The 14,348-nt window shown below is 48.7% G+C and carries 17 protein-coding genes and 1 riboswitch; of the genes, 7 read left to right on the forward strand and 10 right to left on the reverse strand.

All coding sequences use genetic code 11. From position 1 onward, the window contains the following. Positions 1 to 164 precede the first annotated feature (164 nt). Together ACZ444_RS01920 and ACZ444_RS01925 are read left to right on the forward strand one after the other, a co-directional pair. A complete protein-coding gene (locus ACZ444_RS01920) occupies positions 165 to 1,727 on the forward strand; it encodes a BCCT family transporter (RefSeq protein WP_382358298.1) in 1,563 nt (520 codons plus the stop codon). Positions 1,728 to 1,835: 108 nt separating this feature from the next. Then, a complete protein-coding gene (locus ACZ444_RS01925) occupies positions 1,836 to 2,654 on the forward strand; it encodes a squalene/phytoene synthase family protein (protein WP_382358299.1) in 819 nt (272 codons plus the stop codon). Positions 2,655 to 2,719: 65 nt separating this feature from the next. Here ACZ444_RS01925 and ACZ444_RS01930 read toward each other — a convergent pair whose 3' ends face one another. The 5 genes from ACZ444_RS01930 to thiW form a co-directional block, all read right to left on the reverse strand. Continuing rightward, the gene (locus ACZ444_RS01930) at positions 2,720 to 3,286 is read right to left on the reverse strand and encodes a hypothetical protein (RefSeq protein WP_464433561.1); all 567 of its coding nucleotides are present in this window, start codon (positions 3,284 to 3,286) and stop codon (positions 2,720 to 2,722) included. Between the two features lie 192 nt (positions 3,287 to 3,478). Next, the gene (thiE, locus tag ACZ444_RS01935; protein ID WP_382358301.1) at positions 3,479 to 4,087 is read right to left on the reverse strand and encodes a thiamine phosphate synthase; all 609 of its coding nucleotides are present in this window, start codon (positions 4,085 to 4,087) and stop codon (positions 3,479 to 3,481) included. 3 nt (positions 4,088 to 4,090) lie between these two features. Further along, entirely contained in the window at positions 4,091 to 4,861 is a 771-nt protein-coding gene (gene thiM / locus ACZ444_RS01940) for a hydroxyethylthiazole kinase (RefSeq protein ID WP_382358302.1), read from the reverse strand. Beyond that, positions 4,862 to 5,665 (reverse strand): bifunctional hydroxymethylpyrimidine kinase/phosphomethylpyrimidine kinase, encoded by an 804-nt coding sequence (gene thiD, locus ACZ444_RS01945; RefSeq protein ID WP_382358303.1) that lies wholly within the window; start codon positions 5,663 to 5,665, stop codon positions 4,862 to 4,864. A 12-nt stretch (positions 5,666 to 5,677) separates the two neighbouring features. After that, the gene (thiW, locus tag ACZ444_RS01950) at positions 5,678 to 6,169 is read right to left on the reverse strand and encodes an energy coupling factor transporter S component ThiW (protein ID WP_382358304.1); all 492 of its coding nucleotides are present in this window, start codon (positions 6,167 to 6,169) and stop codon (positions 5,678 to 5,680) included. 83 nt (positions 6,170 to 6,252) lie between these two features. Beyond that, positions 6,253 to 6,369, reverse strand: a riboswitch (TPP riboswitch). 166 nt (positions 6,370 to 6,535) lie between these two features. Between thiW and ACZ444_RS01955 the strand changes: the two genes are divergently transcribed. From ACZ444_RS01955 to ACZ444_RS01970, 4 genes are all read left to right on the forward strand, one after another. Next, positions 6,536 to 6,964, forward strand: a complete 429-nt coding sequence (locus tag ACZ444_RS01955; protein WP_382358305.1) for a DUF4064 domain-containing protein — start codon at positions 6,536 to 6,538, stop codon at positions 6,962 to 6,964. A gap of 374 nt (positions 6,965 to 7,338) precedes the next feature. Next, positions 7,339 to 7,608: a YhdT family protein gene (locus ACZ444_RS01960; RefSeq protein WP_382358407.1), complete on the forward strand. Its 270-nt coding sequence runs from the start codon at positions 7,339 to 7,341 to the stop codon at positions 7,606 to 7,608. After that, on the forward strand, positions 7,605 to 9,062 hold the full coding sequence (gene panF, locus ACZ444_RS01965) for a sodium/pantothenate symporter (protein ID WP_382358306.1): 1,458 nt from the start codon (positions 7,605 to 7,607) through the stop codon (positions 9,060 to 9,062). Before ACZ444_RS01960 ends, panF begins: the two co-directional genes overlap by 4 nt. A 79-nt stretch (positions 9,063 to 9,141) precedes the next feature. Next, positions 9,142 to 9,738, forward strand: coding sequence for a histidine phosphatase family protein (locus ACZ444_RS01970; protein ID WP_382358307.1), 597 nt, complete (start codon positions 9,142 to 9,144; stop codon positions 9,736 to 9,738). A gap of 311 nt (positions 9,739 to 10,049) precedes the next feature. On the opposite strand, the gene ACZ444_RS01975 is transcribed toward ACZ444_RS01970, so the two are convergent. The 4 genes from ACZ444_RS01975 to ACZ444_RS01990 form a co-directional block, all read right to left on the reverse strand. After that, entirely contained in the window at positions 10,050 to 12,026 is a 1,977-nt protein-coding gene (locus ACZ444_RS01975) for an acetoacetate--CoA ligase (protein ID WP_382358308.1), read from the reverse strand. A 106-nt stretch (positions 12,027 to 12,132) separates the two neighbouring features. Continuing rightward, positions 12,133 to 12,387, reverse strand: coding sequence for a DNA alkylation repair protein (locus ACZ444_RS01980; RefSeq protein ID WP_382358309.1), 255 nt, complete (start codon positions 12,385 to 12,387; stop codon positions 12,133 to 12,135). 63 nt (positions 12,388 to 12,450) lie between these two features. Further along, positions 12,451 to 12,882 (reverse strand): YueI family protein, encoded by a 432-nt coding sequence (locus ACZ444_RS01985; RefSeq protein ID WP_382358310.1) that lies wholly within the window; start codon positions 12,880 to 12,882, stop codon positions 12,451 to 12,453. A gap of 116 nt (positions 12,883 to 12,998) precedes the next feature. Then, positions 12,999 to 13,175, reverse strand: coding sequence for a YfhD family protein (locus tag ACZ444_RS01990; protein WP_382358311.1), 177 nt, complete (start codon positions 13,173 to 13,175; stop codon positions 12,999 to 13,001). A 210-nt stretch (positions 13,176 to 13,385) separates the two neighbouring features. Here ACZ444_RS01990 and ACZ444_RS01995 point away from each other — a divergent pair, with 210 nt between their 5' ends. After that, positions 13,386 to 13,556 carry a hypothetical protein gene (locus ACZ444_RS01995; protein ID WP_382358312.1) on the forward strand — a complete coding sequence of 57 codons (171 nt, stop codon included), beginning with the start codon at positions 13,386 to 13,388 and terminating at the stop codon, positions 13,554 to 13,556. A gap of 83 nt (positions 13,557 to 13,639) precedes the next feature. On the opposite strand, the gene ACZ444_RS02000 is transcribed toward ACZ444_RS01995, so the two are convergent. Continuing rightward, a complete protein-coding gene (locus tag ACZ444_RS02000) occupies positions 13,640 to 14,251 on the reverse strand; it encodes a spore coat protein (RefSeq protein ID WP_382358313.1) in 612 nt (203 codons plus the stop codon). Between the last annotated feature and the right edge of the window lie 97 nt (positions 14,252 to 14,348).

Raw genomic sequence — 14,348 nt, forward strand, 5'->3', positions numbered from 1 at the left:
TTTATAATTTTAAGACGTATATAAAAATAATTCGAGCAAGCCGGTGGTTTTTAGAGAGAGAGAGTTAAGAAATGGTTTGAGCAAAGGATAATCATTTTACATCCAACGGTCTGTAATGACATCACGGTGTTATAGGCACTTGCTCCTCAATGGGGAGGAAAATCTTGAAGAATACTCAAAAACCGAAAACGGATTGGACCGTTTTTGCCGTCAGCGGTGGTTTTTTGATATTATTTGTCATTCTATCGTTCATCAGCAATGACGCGGTTGGGAACTCGATTACGGTTTTATTTGATTATGCTGCTGAATATTTTGGAGGCTATTGGCAGCTATTGCTGCTTGGTAATTTTGCGATTGGTATCTTTTTAGCCTTCTCCCGATTTGGCAAGGTTCGCTTAGGGAAGAGGGAGAAACCGAAATACAGTTATTATCGCTGGGTTGCCATGATTCTGGTGACGCTGCTGGCAAGCGGTGGCGTCTTTTGGGCGGCCTCGGAGCCGATGTATCACTACATGGATACGCCCCCGCTGTTTGGCGGCGGTGAAGGCAATATCATGGCAGCTTTCGGACAAAGCTTTATGCACTGGGGCTTTATGGCCTGGGCGATACTTGGAACGCTCGCCACGATTGTGATGATGTATGTTCATTACACTAAAGGCTATCCCATGCGGCCGAGGGCATTGTTATTTCCGATATTCGGTGAAAAGATCTTTCATAAAAGTGTTATCGGGGCAGCGGCTGACATTTTTTCCATTATTGCAACTGCTGCTGGTACGCTGGGACCGCTTGGTTTTCTGGGTTTACAGATTTCCTATGGTCTGAATGATCTGTTTGGTATACCCAATACAGTGACGGTCAGCATTTTAGTTATTGTTGTATTGGTTGCGATTGCAGCCATTTCTGCTGCGACCGGGGTGGATCGCGGAATTCTCCTCTTAAGCCGTCTTAACGTTGGGATGACGTTTGTGCTCGGGATTATTATGCTTTTGATTGGTCCAACATTCTTTATTCTTAATTCGTTTATCGGTGGATCTGGTTTCTATTTAGACAACTTCTTTACGATGAACTTATTCCGTGGTGATGAAGCCTGGCTTGGATCATGGACGATCTTTTTCTGGGGCTGGTTTATCGGCTATGCTCCGATGCTGATTATTTTTATCAGCCGCATTTCCCGCGGCCGGACCATACGGGAATTGGTCATTGCCGTGTCGATTGCAGCACCGCTCGTTACGAATTTCTGGTTTGCTGTTGTTGGCGGATCGGGCGTGTTTTATGAACAGGAAACGCCGGGATCTGTATCTGGTCCGCTGAGTGAAGGGGGCATGCCTGCAGCCGTTATGGCGATCATGCATCAGCTGCCGCTGGGCACGATTATGGCTATTGCTTTTCTCGTCATTTCGATTATATTCGTGGCGACGACGACAGATACAATGTCTTATACGGTTTCGGTAACACTGACCGGCAATGATGAGCCGAAACGCTGGCTGCGTGTCTTCTGGGCCCTGATATTCGGTCTTACAACGATGGTGATTCTAACGATTGGTGAAGACAGTATCACGGCGATCCAGAATTCAATCGTCATTACAGCTGTTCCGGTTTCATTGTTATTGCTGCCGCCTTTGTGGAATGCCCCGCAGATTGCCAAGAAAATGGCACTGGAGCAAGGTCTGATGTGGGAGCGTCCGCGTAAGGGCAAAGATGTTAAATTTGATCGCAGATGGTCATAGAATGCGAGAGGGGTACACCAATTTGTGCCCCTTCTTTTTTTGCTATTATTGTCATATTATTTTGGATGATAGTTTGGTATAATGGCAGTGTGTTAAGGAGGCGTATTTTTGAGCGAAACCAAGAAGCTGCAAAAAGATGCAAACGTTATACTGAAACAGACAAGCCGGACATTTTATATACCGATTACGCTGCTGAAGTCACCGCTGAAGGAAACGGTCGCATCTGCCTATTTATGCATGCGTGCGGTTGATGAGATAGAGGACCATGAAGAGCTGAATTCAGACATTAAAGCGTATTTGCTGCGCTCGGTGAGCGATTTGTTAGAACACGGCTTTGATGATGCCGTTTACCGTGAACTTCTGGGACCGTATGAATTGCTTCTGCCTGAGGTTACGCTAAGGCTGGGTGATTGGATCAGGCTGTGTCCGGACGGGATTGTGACGGACGTGAAAGAATCGACTGGCACGATGGCCCGCGGCATGGCTGAATGGGCCGAAAAAGACTGGGATGTTAAGGACAGGGCTGATCTTGATGATTACACGTATTATGTTGCAGGGCTGGTCGGTGTGATGCTGTCAGATATCTGGGAATGGTATGACGGGACACAGACTAACCGTGAGCAGGCCATTGGCTATGGCCGCGGACTTCAGGCTGTTAATATTTTACGGAATCAGGACGAAGACAGTGAACGCGGTGTTAATTTTGTTCCGGATGGCTGGACGCGGGATGATATGTTTGCCTATACTGAGTACAACCTTGCTCAGGCCGATGCATACATGAACGATATTCATACCCGGACGATCAAGCTGTTTTGCCGGATACCGCTTGCCCTGGCTAAACAGACGATTAAAGCCTTGAAGGAAGGCCGCGAGAAAATTTCCCGGAATGAAGTGGAAACGATTGTTGAGGATATTAAGGATGACTAAAAAAGACCGCTTAGAAGAGCGGTCTTTTTTGTGTAAAAAGCTGTTGTTGTGTGTCTGGGCAGGTTTTAGTAGCACTGGAAGGACTGAATGTCGTTTACATCAAGTCCGTAGTAGACCCATCTGTTGCGCTGCCAGCGATAGCCGGAGACGGAACGACGGCCGACATACGTTGGGTAAAACCAGAAGCCGCCCCATCTCTGCCAGATATACGTGAATTGATACAGGCATCCTCTGATGGAGCCTGGGTCAACGGCATACGTGCTGACACCTGGCGGGCCTTCTGTTGCTGGCTTCTGCGGGGTGAATGACGGCGGTGGTGAATTAGGCGGGCCGGCCTGCTGACCGCCTGGGTAGCCAGAAGGTCCACCGTATCCTGGGTTGTATCCAGGCTGGCCGTATCCAGGACCAAATCCGGGCTGCCCGTATCCAGGCTGGCTGAAGCCTGGATCGACTCCGGGTCCATATCCTGGGCCGTATCCGGGTCCATATCCAGGATTGTATCCAGGCTGACTGAAGCCCGGATCAACTCCAGGACCATATCCCGGTTGTCCTGAGCCGTAGGAAGGCCATCCACCCAGAGAGCCAAAAAAGTTAAATAGCCTTTCATCATCAAATGGTGGCTGATTGGCCATAAGTTTTTTTCCTCCTTATAATAGCTTTCTCATTACTATATGAGACGTCGGTCCATAATGTATGGGCGGCCCAATCCGCTTTGCATGATTAACTTTAAAAGCACACCATTTGATAATGCTGGAGGCAGCTCATTCGTTTTTAAGGCTGATACGTTCGTTATATCCCAGTTTTATCGTCAAATTCAAGCGTGTTCACAGATTTCTAACAGCTGTACCAATATCGGATGCCTTAGTAATGGCCGAGATGACCGAGACGCCATCAGCACCGGCACTGATCACAGAAGAGGCATTATCTGTTGTGATTCCGCCGATTCCGACAATGGGCATGCTGGGATAGTGATGCTTCAGAGATCTGATCCAATCGGTGCCGACTGCCTGTTTGGCATCTTCCTTCGAGGATGTGGCATAGACTGGTCCGGCTCCAAGGTAGTCAGCGAGCTGAATCGGGCTGCTGTTCATCTCTCGTTCACTGGATACGGACAGCCCGATGTATTTGTCAGGAAACATCTGCCGTACGGTTTCCAGCTGTGTATCGTCCTGTCCGACATGGATGCCGTCTGCTTGCAGTGGTTCAGCCAGATCAAGGTCATCATTTATAAAAAACAAGACGTTGTAGCGCCTGCAGATGTCACGCAGTCTATGTCCTAAGGCTAATTTGGCCTCACCCGTAAGCGCGTTTTCACCTTTTTCCCGGAATTGAAAGGCTGTAATGCCGGCTTGAGCGGCTTCTTCAAGTATTGCCTCAGGCTTGTCATGGCTGGCATTCTGACTGCCCATGATAAAATATATCCGTAAATTCATAGCTCACGTCCTTTCCAGTTCGGCGGGATCAAACGACAGGGCATCGATAAAATGCGGCAGAAATGTCCCTGAGCCATTGACGTCCGAGCGTTTGGCAGCATATTCAGCGGCCAGTCCGTAAAATTCAACCGCTGTCAGAACTTGGTTTTCAAGCGTGTCGTCAGTGGTCAGGCAGGCTGTTAAGACAGATCCCAGCAGGCAGCCAGCACCGGTTACTTGGCTTAAAAGCGGGTGGCCGGTTTGATTTGACACCATGCTGCCATGACTGCTGATGATATCTGTCTGGCCGGTTACAAGCGCAGTTGTCTGGTAAATATCAGAAATTTTAGTGGCGATGTCGTCAGCATGGCCATCGCCAATTGAGTCAACGCCTCTTGTTTCCCACGGGATGCCTGCAATATGAGCGAGTTCGCCGGCATTCCCCTTAATGACTGTCGGCTTCACGTTTTCTAAAATGCTTTTGACAGCGTTTGTCCGGAATGGGGTGGCAGCGACACCGACCGGATCAAGCAAAACCGGGATGCCATTTTCATTCGCTGCTTGGCCGGCACGAATCATCGCCGGCAGCTCCCAGGACGTCAGGGTGCCGATATTCAAGAGAACACCATCAGCATTCGCTGCCATATCCGCTGCTTCTTCTTCAGCTTTGCCCATAACGGGTGCTGCCCCGAACGACAGCAACCCGTTTGCTGAGAGATTGATCACCACTTGATTCGTCAGATGGTGGATAAGCGGTGTCGTCTTGCGTACGTCTTCAATGATCGTGTGTTTCATTTAATTAAACTCCTCCATTCTGCTGGCCCAGTGATTGGTCGGACCGCTGCCATGGCCGATCGAAAATGAATGGCGTATGGCTGAGGTCACAAAAGCTTTAGCCAGGCGTACAGCGTCATATAAGGTATAGCCTTGACTGAGATAGGCTGTGATGGCGGCTGAATAGGTGCAGCCTGTGCCATGCGTATTACTGGTCTCGATGCGCTCTGCCGTAAACGTATGAATTGTCTGGCCGTCGTATAAAAAGTCAACGGCTTTACCTTGCATATGGCCGCCTTTAACAAGGGCAGCTCCGGCATTGTACTTGTGAACAATCTGCTGGGAGGCCTGCTTCATGTCATCAGCTGTTTGAATCGTCATACCGGTCAGTACTTCGGCTTCCGGGATATTCGGGGTAACGACTGCTGCCAGCGGTAATAAAGCCTCGCGCAAATAATCGCGCGCCTCCTCTGAGACGAGCGTATCGCCGCTTGTTGTCACCATAACCGGATCCATGACATAAGGCACATCCAACTGGGCTAATTCGGCATAGACCGCTTCCATAATAGGGACGTTTGCCAGCATGCCGGTTTTGAATGATTGGAATGGGATATCGTCCATGACGGATTCCAGCTGCTGTTTGATCATGGATGATGACATATTCTGGACGTCCTGAACACCTGTTGTATTTTGGGCGACGACGGATGTGATAACGGACATGCCATAGCTTTTCAATTCCTGAAATGTTTTAAGATCAGCCTGAATGCCGGCGCCGCCTGTCGGGTCTGTGCCGGCAATGGTTAAAGCTTTGGGTATTGATGGCATTGCAATGCCTCCTTAGACATGATTTTTCATGACGTTTGTCTGTTTCATTTTTGCTGTGACAAACCAGCCAATTAAAGCACCCGAAACACTGCTGACAAGAAATGACGGCATAAAGAAAAAGGCACCGGCTGAGCTTCCCAGCAGAATGCGTGCAAAGGGCACGGCGAACAGTGATCCGATTATACCAGTTCCGATCGCTTCGCCAAAGGCAGCCATTCCTTTTCTGTTTGTCAGCCGGTAGAGCCAGCCAGCCAGAAAGGCGCCAACCATGCCACCGGGAAAGGCTAACAGCGTCCCCAGACCGAGCATGTTGCGAAGCAGGCCAATCATAAATGCAATGATAACGGCCGGTCCCGGACCGAGCGTGACAGCTGCTGTTACATTAACGGCATGCTGCACAGGATAAGCTTTCGCGACACCTGCTGGAAACCATAAGAGTTGAGCTCCCAGTGTTCCAATCGCGACAAAAACAGCCATTGTTGTCAGGAGGTGCGTACGGTTCAATCCAATGCTCCTTTCATTAGGGGCGGCAGAAAAATCAAAAAAGCCAGATCCATTGACTGGACCTGGCTTAAAAAATAGCTGAATACGTTATCAGACTACTTCCCTTCGCTGGTACTAACCAGATCAGGTCCGTAAGAGTCGGAAAGCTTCGAACGCCTTTCCTCTCAGCCCGCGATTTTTGGGCACCCCTAGTAGTGTTTAATTGTCTTTTCATATTCAGTTTAACAAAAGAATAAGAATTTGTCATGATAGTTAAATTTTTTAGTAACGTTTGATAGAATGAAAGAGGTAAGAAAATACTTACAACTATGTGACTGGTGATGATGGCCATGTCATGCATCTTTTAATAAGGGAGGCAGGAGCAGTATGAGCAGAACAGGGGAAATCGTTTTATCGGTTATAGGTGCACTTGTTTATGGATTTTTTTCGATCGCAGGCGGTCTTATGGTCTGGGTGTCTAATAACGAGGCGGTTTTGAATGAAGCAACAGATGAAATGAAGCAGCAGCCCGGTATAGCACCAGGCGAGCTGGATGTAGCTTTAGAAGGTATTCAGGGCGGCGGCTGGTTCCTTGTTATTCTGACGGTAATTAGTGTGATTATGGGAATTATCTCAATCGTGTTTATGAAAGGCAACAGCAAACCCAAAGCGGCCGGCATTATGTTGATTGTGACGGCGGCGGTATCCACGCTGATCACCTTTGGAGCTTTGATATTTGGCGGAATCTTTTATTTGATTGCCGGTATTATGTGCCTGGCGCGAAAAGCACCTCAGTCAACCATAACTATGGAATAAGCAGAGGCTGAGACAAAAGTATCCTGTCAAAGGGTGATCCGAACAACTCGAATGTGAGCACAACGCTCCGAAAACAGACGTCGGTTTCTGCGGGCAGCTGGTGAGCCTTCTCCTGCTCGTCACGCCCGCGAGCTTTTTCGGGGAAGTCTTGCGTTGTGCTTGACGTATTTCGGGGTCTCATCTATGCTTTTGTTCCCGCAGGAGTCTTTAGTCGTTTCCTGCGCTCATTTTAACCCAGCTTAGTCACAGGGCAGTTTTAAGCAATGAACTTTTTAAATATTACAAATATGTTATAGTGAGTTATAGTCGCAGAAATGTCCTGCCCTGGAACGACTGGGACATTCAAGGGGGATTATTCATTGAATAAACAGTATTTGCCCGATGAGGACCCGCGTTATAAGGTGGCTAATCGTGAGGCCTTGATTGGCGTTGGACTGGCCATATTTAATTTTATCTGGTGGTTTGTCTTTGCGTATGGTCTTGGCAGTCAAGACCCGTCTGACTATACATATATTTTTGGATTGCCGGCCTGGTTTTTTTACAGCTGTGTTGTAGGATTTATTGTCATGGCTGTTCTGGTGACTGTTGTCGTCAAAAAATGGTTTGTCGAGGTCTCACTGGATGATGAGGAGAACGAGCTATGACGACATGGCAGGCATTAGTTCCGTTAATTGGCGTTTTGCTTATTATATTTGGTGCCGGTGTCTGGGCGAGCAGATCGGTACAGTCGTCCAGTTCGTTTATGCAGGATTACTTTCTCGGTGGGCGAAGTCTTGGCGGCTTTGTCCTTGCGATGACGATGACAGCGACTTATGGCAGTGCCAGCAGTTTTATTGGCGGACCGGGCACAGCCTATACGGAAGGCCTCGGCTGGGTGCTGCTCGCGATGACTCAGGTGTCGACGGGTTATTTTGTCCTGATGGTGCTGGGGAAAAAGTTTGCGATTGTGACGCGGAAATATAACGCCCTGACAATGGTGGATTTTTTAAAGGAACGCTATAAGTCCAAATGGGTTGTTCTGTTTTCAGCTGTCAGTATCATCATATTCTTATTCTCTGCGATGGCGGCGCAGTGGATTGGCGGAGCCCGGCTGATCGAATCACTGGTCGGTATTCCATATACAACGGCCCTGTTTATCTTTGCGTTATTTGTCCTGATTTATGTGACTATTGGCGGTTTCCGGGCAGTGGCGCTGACCGATGCCATTCAGGGAGCGATCATGTTTGTCGGGACGCTGATTCTTTTGATTGCGACGATTGTGGCAGGAGGCGGTTTGTCCAATCTGATGGAGGGTCTTCGTGCGGAAAACCCGAATCTGATTACGCCGTTTGGTGCTGAAGGCACGCTCACACCCCAATTCGTGTCGTCATTCTGGCTGCTGGTCGGTGTCGGTGTCGTGGCCCTGCCGCAGATTACAGTCAGAGCGATGTCTTATAAAAATTCCCGCTCGATGCATCGGGCGATTATCATTGGCACGATTGTCGTCGGTATTATTATGCTGAATATGCATTTGATTGGTGTCCTGGCCCGGCCGATTCTGCCAGGTATTGAAGTGGGTGATAAAGTCATGCCGCTGATTGCTCTGGAAGTTTTGCCGAACTGGCTGGCAGGCATGGTGCTTGCGGCTCCGATGGCAGCGATTATGTCAACGGTGGACTCCCTGCTGCTTTTAGTCAGTTCTTCACTCGTTAAGGATATTTATTTGAATTATGTCGAACCAAAGGCACCTCCAAAACGGGTGAAAGGGCTTAGTATTGGTGTAACCGCAGTTCTTGGGGTGATTGTCTTCCTGATGGCTCTGAACCCGCCTGATCTGATTATCTGGCTGAATTTATTTGCCTTTGGCGGCTTGCAGGCGGCGTTTATGTGGCCGATTGTGCTGGGGCTCTACTGGAAAAAAGGCAACAAATATGGCGCCCTTACGTCGATGATTACGGGTGTCGGCCTGTACATTTTATCAGATACGTTCTTTCCAAAGCCGTTCGGTCTGCATTCGGTTGTTCTGCCGGTCGTGGCGGCATTGCTTGCTTATGTGATTGTCAGTCTGGCAACTCAGAACAGATCGGGAGCCATGATTGAGGAGGCGACCTATCACTAACTGTCTGTTGTGGCCGTTGTGCTAAACTAGATAAGCGGGGCTATTTGCCCAATGATTGTTTGAAGGAGTTGCTTTGATTATGGGTCGTATTGGATTCGTGCGTCATGGTGTGACACAGTGGAATAAAGAGGCGAGAGTTCAGGGTGATTCGGATACGTCACTGGATGAAGAGGGGAGGCAGCAGGCTCAATTACTGAGAGACACGCTGGAAGCGGCTGACTGGGACAGAATCTATGTCAGTCCGCAGCTGCGGGCTGAACAGACCGCTGAGATTCTGAACGCGAAACTTCATAAACCGCTGCACACTGATGCGCGATTGCGTGAAGCAAGCTTTGGACTGATTGAAGGGACTAATGAACAAGAACGTGTGCAAACGTGGGGAACAGATTGGCATAAACAGGATCTGGGCTATGAAACGCGTGCCCGTGTGATTGAAAGAGGGCTGGCTGTGCTTGATGAGGTTTCGCGCAATCATCCGGACGAAAATGTTCTGGTGGTCAGTCACGGCACTTTTATCAAGCACCTTTTGACAGAGCTGATGCCGCAAGCAGAAATGAGCGGGTCTTTAGACAATACATCGCTCACGCTTTTAACCAAGGACGCGGACGGGTGGCATTGTGATTTGTATAATGACACCCGGCACCTCCCGGAGAGTGCGTTATTTCATAAAGGCTAGAATTAACCCTCTCCGGAAACAGATGCCGCCTTCCGCGGGCGGCTGGGGCGAGACAAAACGATCCCCAACAAAACCAACCCGAACAAATATCACTTATTAAAGTGAATATGTTCGGGTTTATTTTAGTCGCTAAATGGAGCGAAGGGAAAATGCGAAGACTCCTGGGGGAGCAAAGGCATAGAGAAGACCCCGCAGGCCGACAGGCCGAGGAGGCTTGCCAGCCGCCCCCGGAAAGCGCAGCATTTTCCCGCAGCGGTTTTGTCCCGGGCCCTTATGTCTTTTATCCCGCCGGTATTTCCCCGCTTATACGGCTACGCATTCTTTTGACCGGCTAACTGCACAAAATAATCCAGGGAATCCGGGTTGCTTAAGGAACCTCTGTTGACAACGTTCTCAGCTGCCTGCCCCGTCAGGATCTTTTTGATCGGGATTTCCAGCTTTTTGCCGTTTAAGGTTTTGGGCAGATCCGGTACTTCGTGAATAACGCTCGGGGTGTGTCTTGGTGAACAGTTTTCCCGGATTTGCTGCTTGATCGTTTTTCTGACGTCGTCGGTCAGTTCCTCGCCGTCTTTCATCAGGACAAACAGCGGTGTATACGACTCGCCGTCCTCTTTAGGAACATCAACCATAATACTGTCATTCACGGCGCTCACATGATCAACAGCACGATAAATCTCGCTTGTGCCGATCCGGATGCCGCCGCGGTTGATGGTCGCATCTGACCGCCCGTAAATCACGCAAGTATGCCGGTCAGTGATTTTTAAATAGTCGCCATGCCGCCAAATACCTGGGAATACGTCAAAATAACTGTCGTGCATCCGACTGCCGTCAGGGTCATTCCAGAAATAAATCGGCATGGATGGAAAGGGCTCAGTCAGGACCAATTCACCGACTTCCTCGATTTGCGGCTCTGCCTGATCATCGAAGCTCTCAATTTTTGCCCCAAGTCCGCGGCACTGCAATTCACCTGCATACACGGGTAAAATCGGTGCGCCGAGAATAAATGCTGTGCAGACGTCGGTGCCGCCGCTTGATGAAGCTATCCACACATCTTCCTTCACATGATCATAACACCACTGAAAGCCCTCTGGCGGCAGCGGCGAACCGGTTGAGCTGATATTTTCAAGATGGCGCAAGTCAAATTCTTTGCCCGGCTCGATACCATCTTTCATGCAGCCAGTGATGAAGCTGGCACTGGTTCCAAAGACGCTCATTTTCGTATCCTGCGCAAATTGCCACAGCATCCGTTTGTTGGGATAGCCGGGACTGCCGTCATATAAGATAATCGTGCTGCCGGTCAGGAGGCCGCCGACAAGGAAATTCCACATCATCCAGCCGGTTGTTGTAAACCAGAAGAACCGGTCACCTTTGTGGAGATCAACATGGAACGTCAGTGCCTTTAAGTGCTCCAGCAGAATCCCGCCTTGACTTTGTACGATCGGTTTGGGCTTGCCGGTTGTTCCGGAAGAAAATAATATCCAGAGCGGCTCATTAAACGAAACATGCTCATAGGTGAGTGTTCCTGACACGGCTACGGCTCCATCCCACATCATAACGTTTTTTAAGCCTGTAATAGTGGGCTCATCCTGTAAATAGGGAATCACGATGGTTGCTTCTAACGCGGGCAATGCCGACTGGATGGTTTCCACGACATCTATTCGGTCAAAGTCTTTGCCGCCATAGCGGTAACCATCGACGGTGATCATTACTTTCGGTTCAATTTGCTGGAACCGGTCCGTCACACTCTGCACACCGAATTCCGGTGATGCACTGGACCAGATAGCGCCAAGGCTTGCCGTTGCTAGAAAAGCGACAATAGACTCATAGATATTGGGGGCGTACGATGCAACACGATCCCCTTTTACGACGCCAAGATTTTTAAGCGTTTGCTGCAGTCCGGCTGTGTCCTGATAAAGCTTTTGCCATGTAACATGTTCTGTCTCGCGCAGTTCTGAGGCGTGGATGATCGCCGGCTCAGTTTCATCCCAATTGCGGAAAATATGTTCGGTGTAATTAATTGTTGCCTCGGGAAACCATTGCGCTCCGGGCATTTCGTGGGATGTCAGGACGGTTTCATAAGGGTCTTTCGCCTGAATATTAAAATATGCCCAAATGGATGCCCAGAAATCTTCCACTTCATCAACGGACCACTGCCACAGGGCATCATAGTCCGTGAAATGCAGATTTTTATGCTCACGCAGCCAATTCATATAATCATATATGTTGGATTGTTGTTTTCGCTTCTCACTTGGTTCCCATAGCAGCGTGCCTTCTTTTATGTCGCTCACCACTGAAGTCCCCCTTTACTGCTTATACATATATACATTATATGAAAACGTTTCACATATGTAAAGCTGGACTGTGGCGTTTAGGAAACGCGATCAGGGATCTGTTTTAGCGGCTGTTGTCCATATGTTCGGCGAATTTGATAAACTGCTTCTCATCTTCAATAAGGCCGCAGGAACCGCACTGAATTTTATAAGCTGGGCCATCGTATGCTCTGTGAAAGATCTCGGGCTCACTGTCGGTATAGTCATTTAGAATGTCACCGGTTCCGGGGTCTAATTTAACCGGTCTGGCTGCTTGTTCAATCATATTAAACCGGGAACGATTGGTCTTGCAGTTAGGACAAAGGTAGTGCTTTGCCATATCAAACACCTCCAGTCCTTAGGATACCGGGATCAGCTCCTTTTTATGTAAGGCACAGTCTTTTTAGCTGAACCAGCGTTTGATTTTGCTGAAAAAAGAAGTATCCTTATCCGGTTTTTTAGCCGGGTCATCCGTTGCGAAAATCGCGTTCAGATTGAGCGCATAACCATATGTCAGCACGGCACCGATATCTGTCTCTGCCTCTTCGTTGGTGATCTCGGTGTAGGGGATATGGTATTGGCGGGCCAGCGCTATTTCTTTTTTTAGAAATCTGCGGGCTACTTTGCCATTTATCAGCAGGGTGGCATCAGGGTATGTCCGCATGGCTTCTTCCAGATCCTGAAGTCCTTTATTATGCATGATCTGGCCCTTGGTGAGAGCGAGGACAATACGTTCCCGAAGTGTTCCGAGGAATCGTTTGCGCTCAGAGGGCTTTGTTTGCCGTGCCCCGTAGATGCCCTCGGTTAAATAGTCATCAACATTTTTCTTTGCCATGTGTATCACCCTTTATAAATGTTTCTGCTGCCATTATACGGGAGGACGCATGACATCTGCAAAGCATGCTAGTCAAAAAAAGCGCCCCGGGACTGCCCGGAGCACTTTTATGACGATTATCGTTTGTTGGAGCGTTCTTCTGCAGCTTGGCGCCGCACTTGTGCCTCTTTGTCATCGGAATCTGCAAATTCCTCGAAAAACTCAACATCGTTACCGTTTGTTTTAGCGTATTCCGGAGTCTGGTCCAGACGCGGCCGTCCGCGGCGATTGGTCTTGTGTTCATCTCTGCCCATCAGGAAGCTCCTCCTTGAAAAGCTCTTTCAAAAGCCTTTCAAATGTAGTATGTGCGGCAAAACATTACTTTATCCCGCTTATAAATATCCAAGCAGGGCTGTTAATTTACGGGATCAGTTTTGACCGGGAATGATTTGACGACTGCTGTAAAAGCTATGTATGACGGTTCAGCCCTTTAATGGACCGGCAATAGCAAGGAGGGAAAAATCATGGCATTTGAAGAAACCTGTAAAGCCTGCAATGGCACAGGCATGCAATCAGATGATGAAGGCTGGCAGTATCAATGCAGCGCTTGCCGTGGTGATGGTGTGTATGATGCCGAGGATGCTGAATCGGCGCGTGTCATGTCAGTCGACGAAAATAATCGACTGCTCGATTAAACAATGAAGTGTCTATCTGATGAAAAAACCGCCTGTTGGCCTTAGGGCCGAAACAGGCGGTTTTTTGCTATCGCATGAAACCATTAATGCGGCATGACACCTTGTGCTGGAGCGTAACTCTGCTGGAATGCCTGCATGTCCTGGATCTGCAGCTGCGGCATTTGATAATATTGATTTTTATTTTGATACAGGAATACTTCATAGGCCATTTCAATTAAATTTGGAACACTGTCTGCCAAAACACGGCGCATAACCGGATTGGTGGATTCAAGGGCCGCGCTTGTGAAGCCTGTGGCGGTTGATTTGAGTGAATCCATCATGAATCCGGATATCGACTGATCGTTGATTTCACCTGGTGATTGCACTGGCTTGGTTGGCTGTGCGGGTGCTTCAATGCCGTAAACGACATCGTTGGATTGATCCATTTTATAAGACTGGGTATCGACAGCTGGATCCTGACCGGATTGGTACGTGTCCACCAGTGTGTTGTAAAGCTGATTGCTGAAAGACCGGTGTTTTTGGGACATGGTTAGTAATTCCGGGTCCTGGATATATTGTTCAAACAGAACGCACTTATCCATAGCACCGGCCAGTGCCGATAAGGCTTCATGACCATCAAACATATCATGCCCGCCGAAATGCTGTTGTGGTGGCAGTTGTGTCGTGCTCGTGAAATTTTGCGGTTGATTCTGCATGAGAATGCCTCCTAAAAAGTATTCATGATTAGTTTGGGATAAAAGGATGTCTTTATGTGCCGAGTGACGGTTTCTAAGCTGCCATTTTCCGGAACGG

Source organism: Lentibacillus kimchii (genome assembly GCF_055381965.1).

Excerpts from the sequence above, each read along its gene's own strand:
- ACZ444_RS01930 (WP_464433561.1), bottom strand. The coding sequence starts at position 3,286 with ATGGCCAATCAGCCACCATTTGATGATGAAAGGCTATTTAACTTTTTT.
- thiE (WP_382358301.1), bottom strand. The coding sequence starts at position 4,087 with ATGAATTTACGGATATATTTTATCATGGGCAGTCAGAATGCCAGCCAT.
- thiM (WP_382358302.1), bottom strand. The coding sequence starts at position 4,861 with ATGAAACACACGATCATTGAAGACGTACGCAAGACGACACCGCTTATC.
- thiD (WP_382358303.1), bottom strand. The coding sequence starts at position 5,665 with ATGCCATCAATACCCAAAGCTTTAACCATTGCCGGCACAGACCCGACA.
- ACZ444_RS01955 (WP_382358305.1), top strand. The coding sequence starts at position 6,536 with ATGAGCAGAACAGGGGAAATCGTTTTATCGGTTATAGGTGCACTTGTT.
- panF (WP_382358306.1), top strand. The coding sequence starts at position 7,605 with ATGACGACATGGCAGGCATTAGTTCCGTTAATTGGCGTTTTGCTTATT.
- ACZ444_RS01970 (WP_382358307.1), top strand. The coding sequence starts at position 9,142 with ATGGGTCGTATTGGATTCGTGCGTCATGGTGTGACACAGTGGAATAAA.
- ACZ444_RS01980 (WP_382358309.1), bottom strand. The coding sequence starts at position 12,387 with ATGGCAAAGCACTACCTTTGTCCTAACTGCAAGACCAATCGTTCCCGG.
- ACZ444_RS01985 (WP_382358310.1), bottom strand. The coding sequence starts at position 12,882 with ATGGCAAAGAAAAATGTTGATGACTATTTAACCGAGGGCATCTACGGG.
- ACZ444_RS01990 (WP_382358311.1), bottom strand. The coding sequence starts at position 13,175 with ATGGGCAGAGATGAACACAAGACCAATCGCCGCGGACGGCCGCGTCTG.
- ACZ444_RS01995 (WP_382358312.1), top strand. The coding sequence starts at position 13,386 with ATGGCATTTGAAGAAACCTGTAAAGCCTGCAATGGCACAGGCATGCAA.
- ACZ444_RS02000 (WP_382358313.1), bottom strand. The coding sequence starts at position 14,251 with ATGCAGAATCAACCGCAAAATTTCACGAGCACGACACAACTGCCACCA.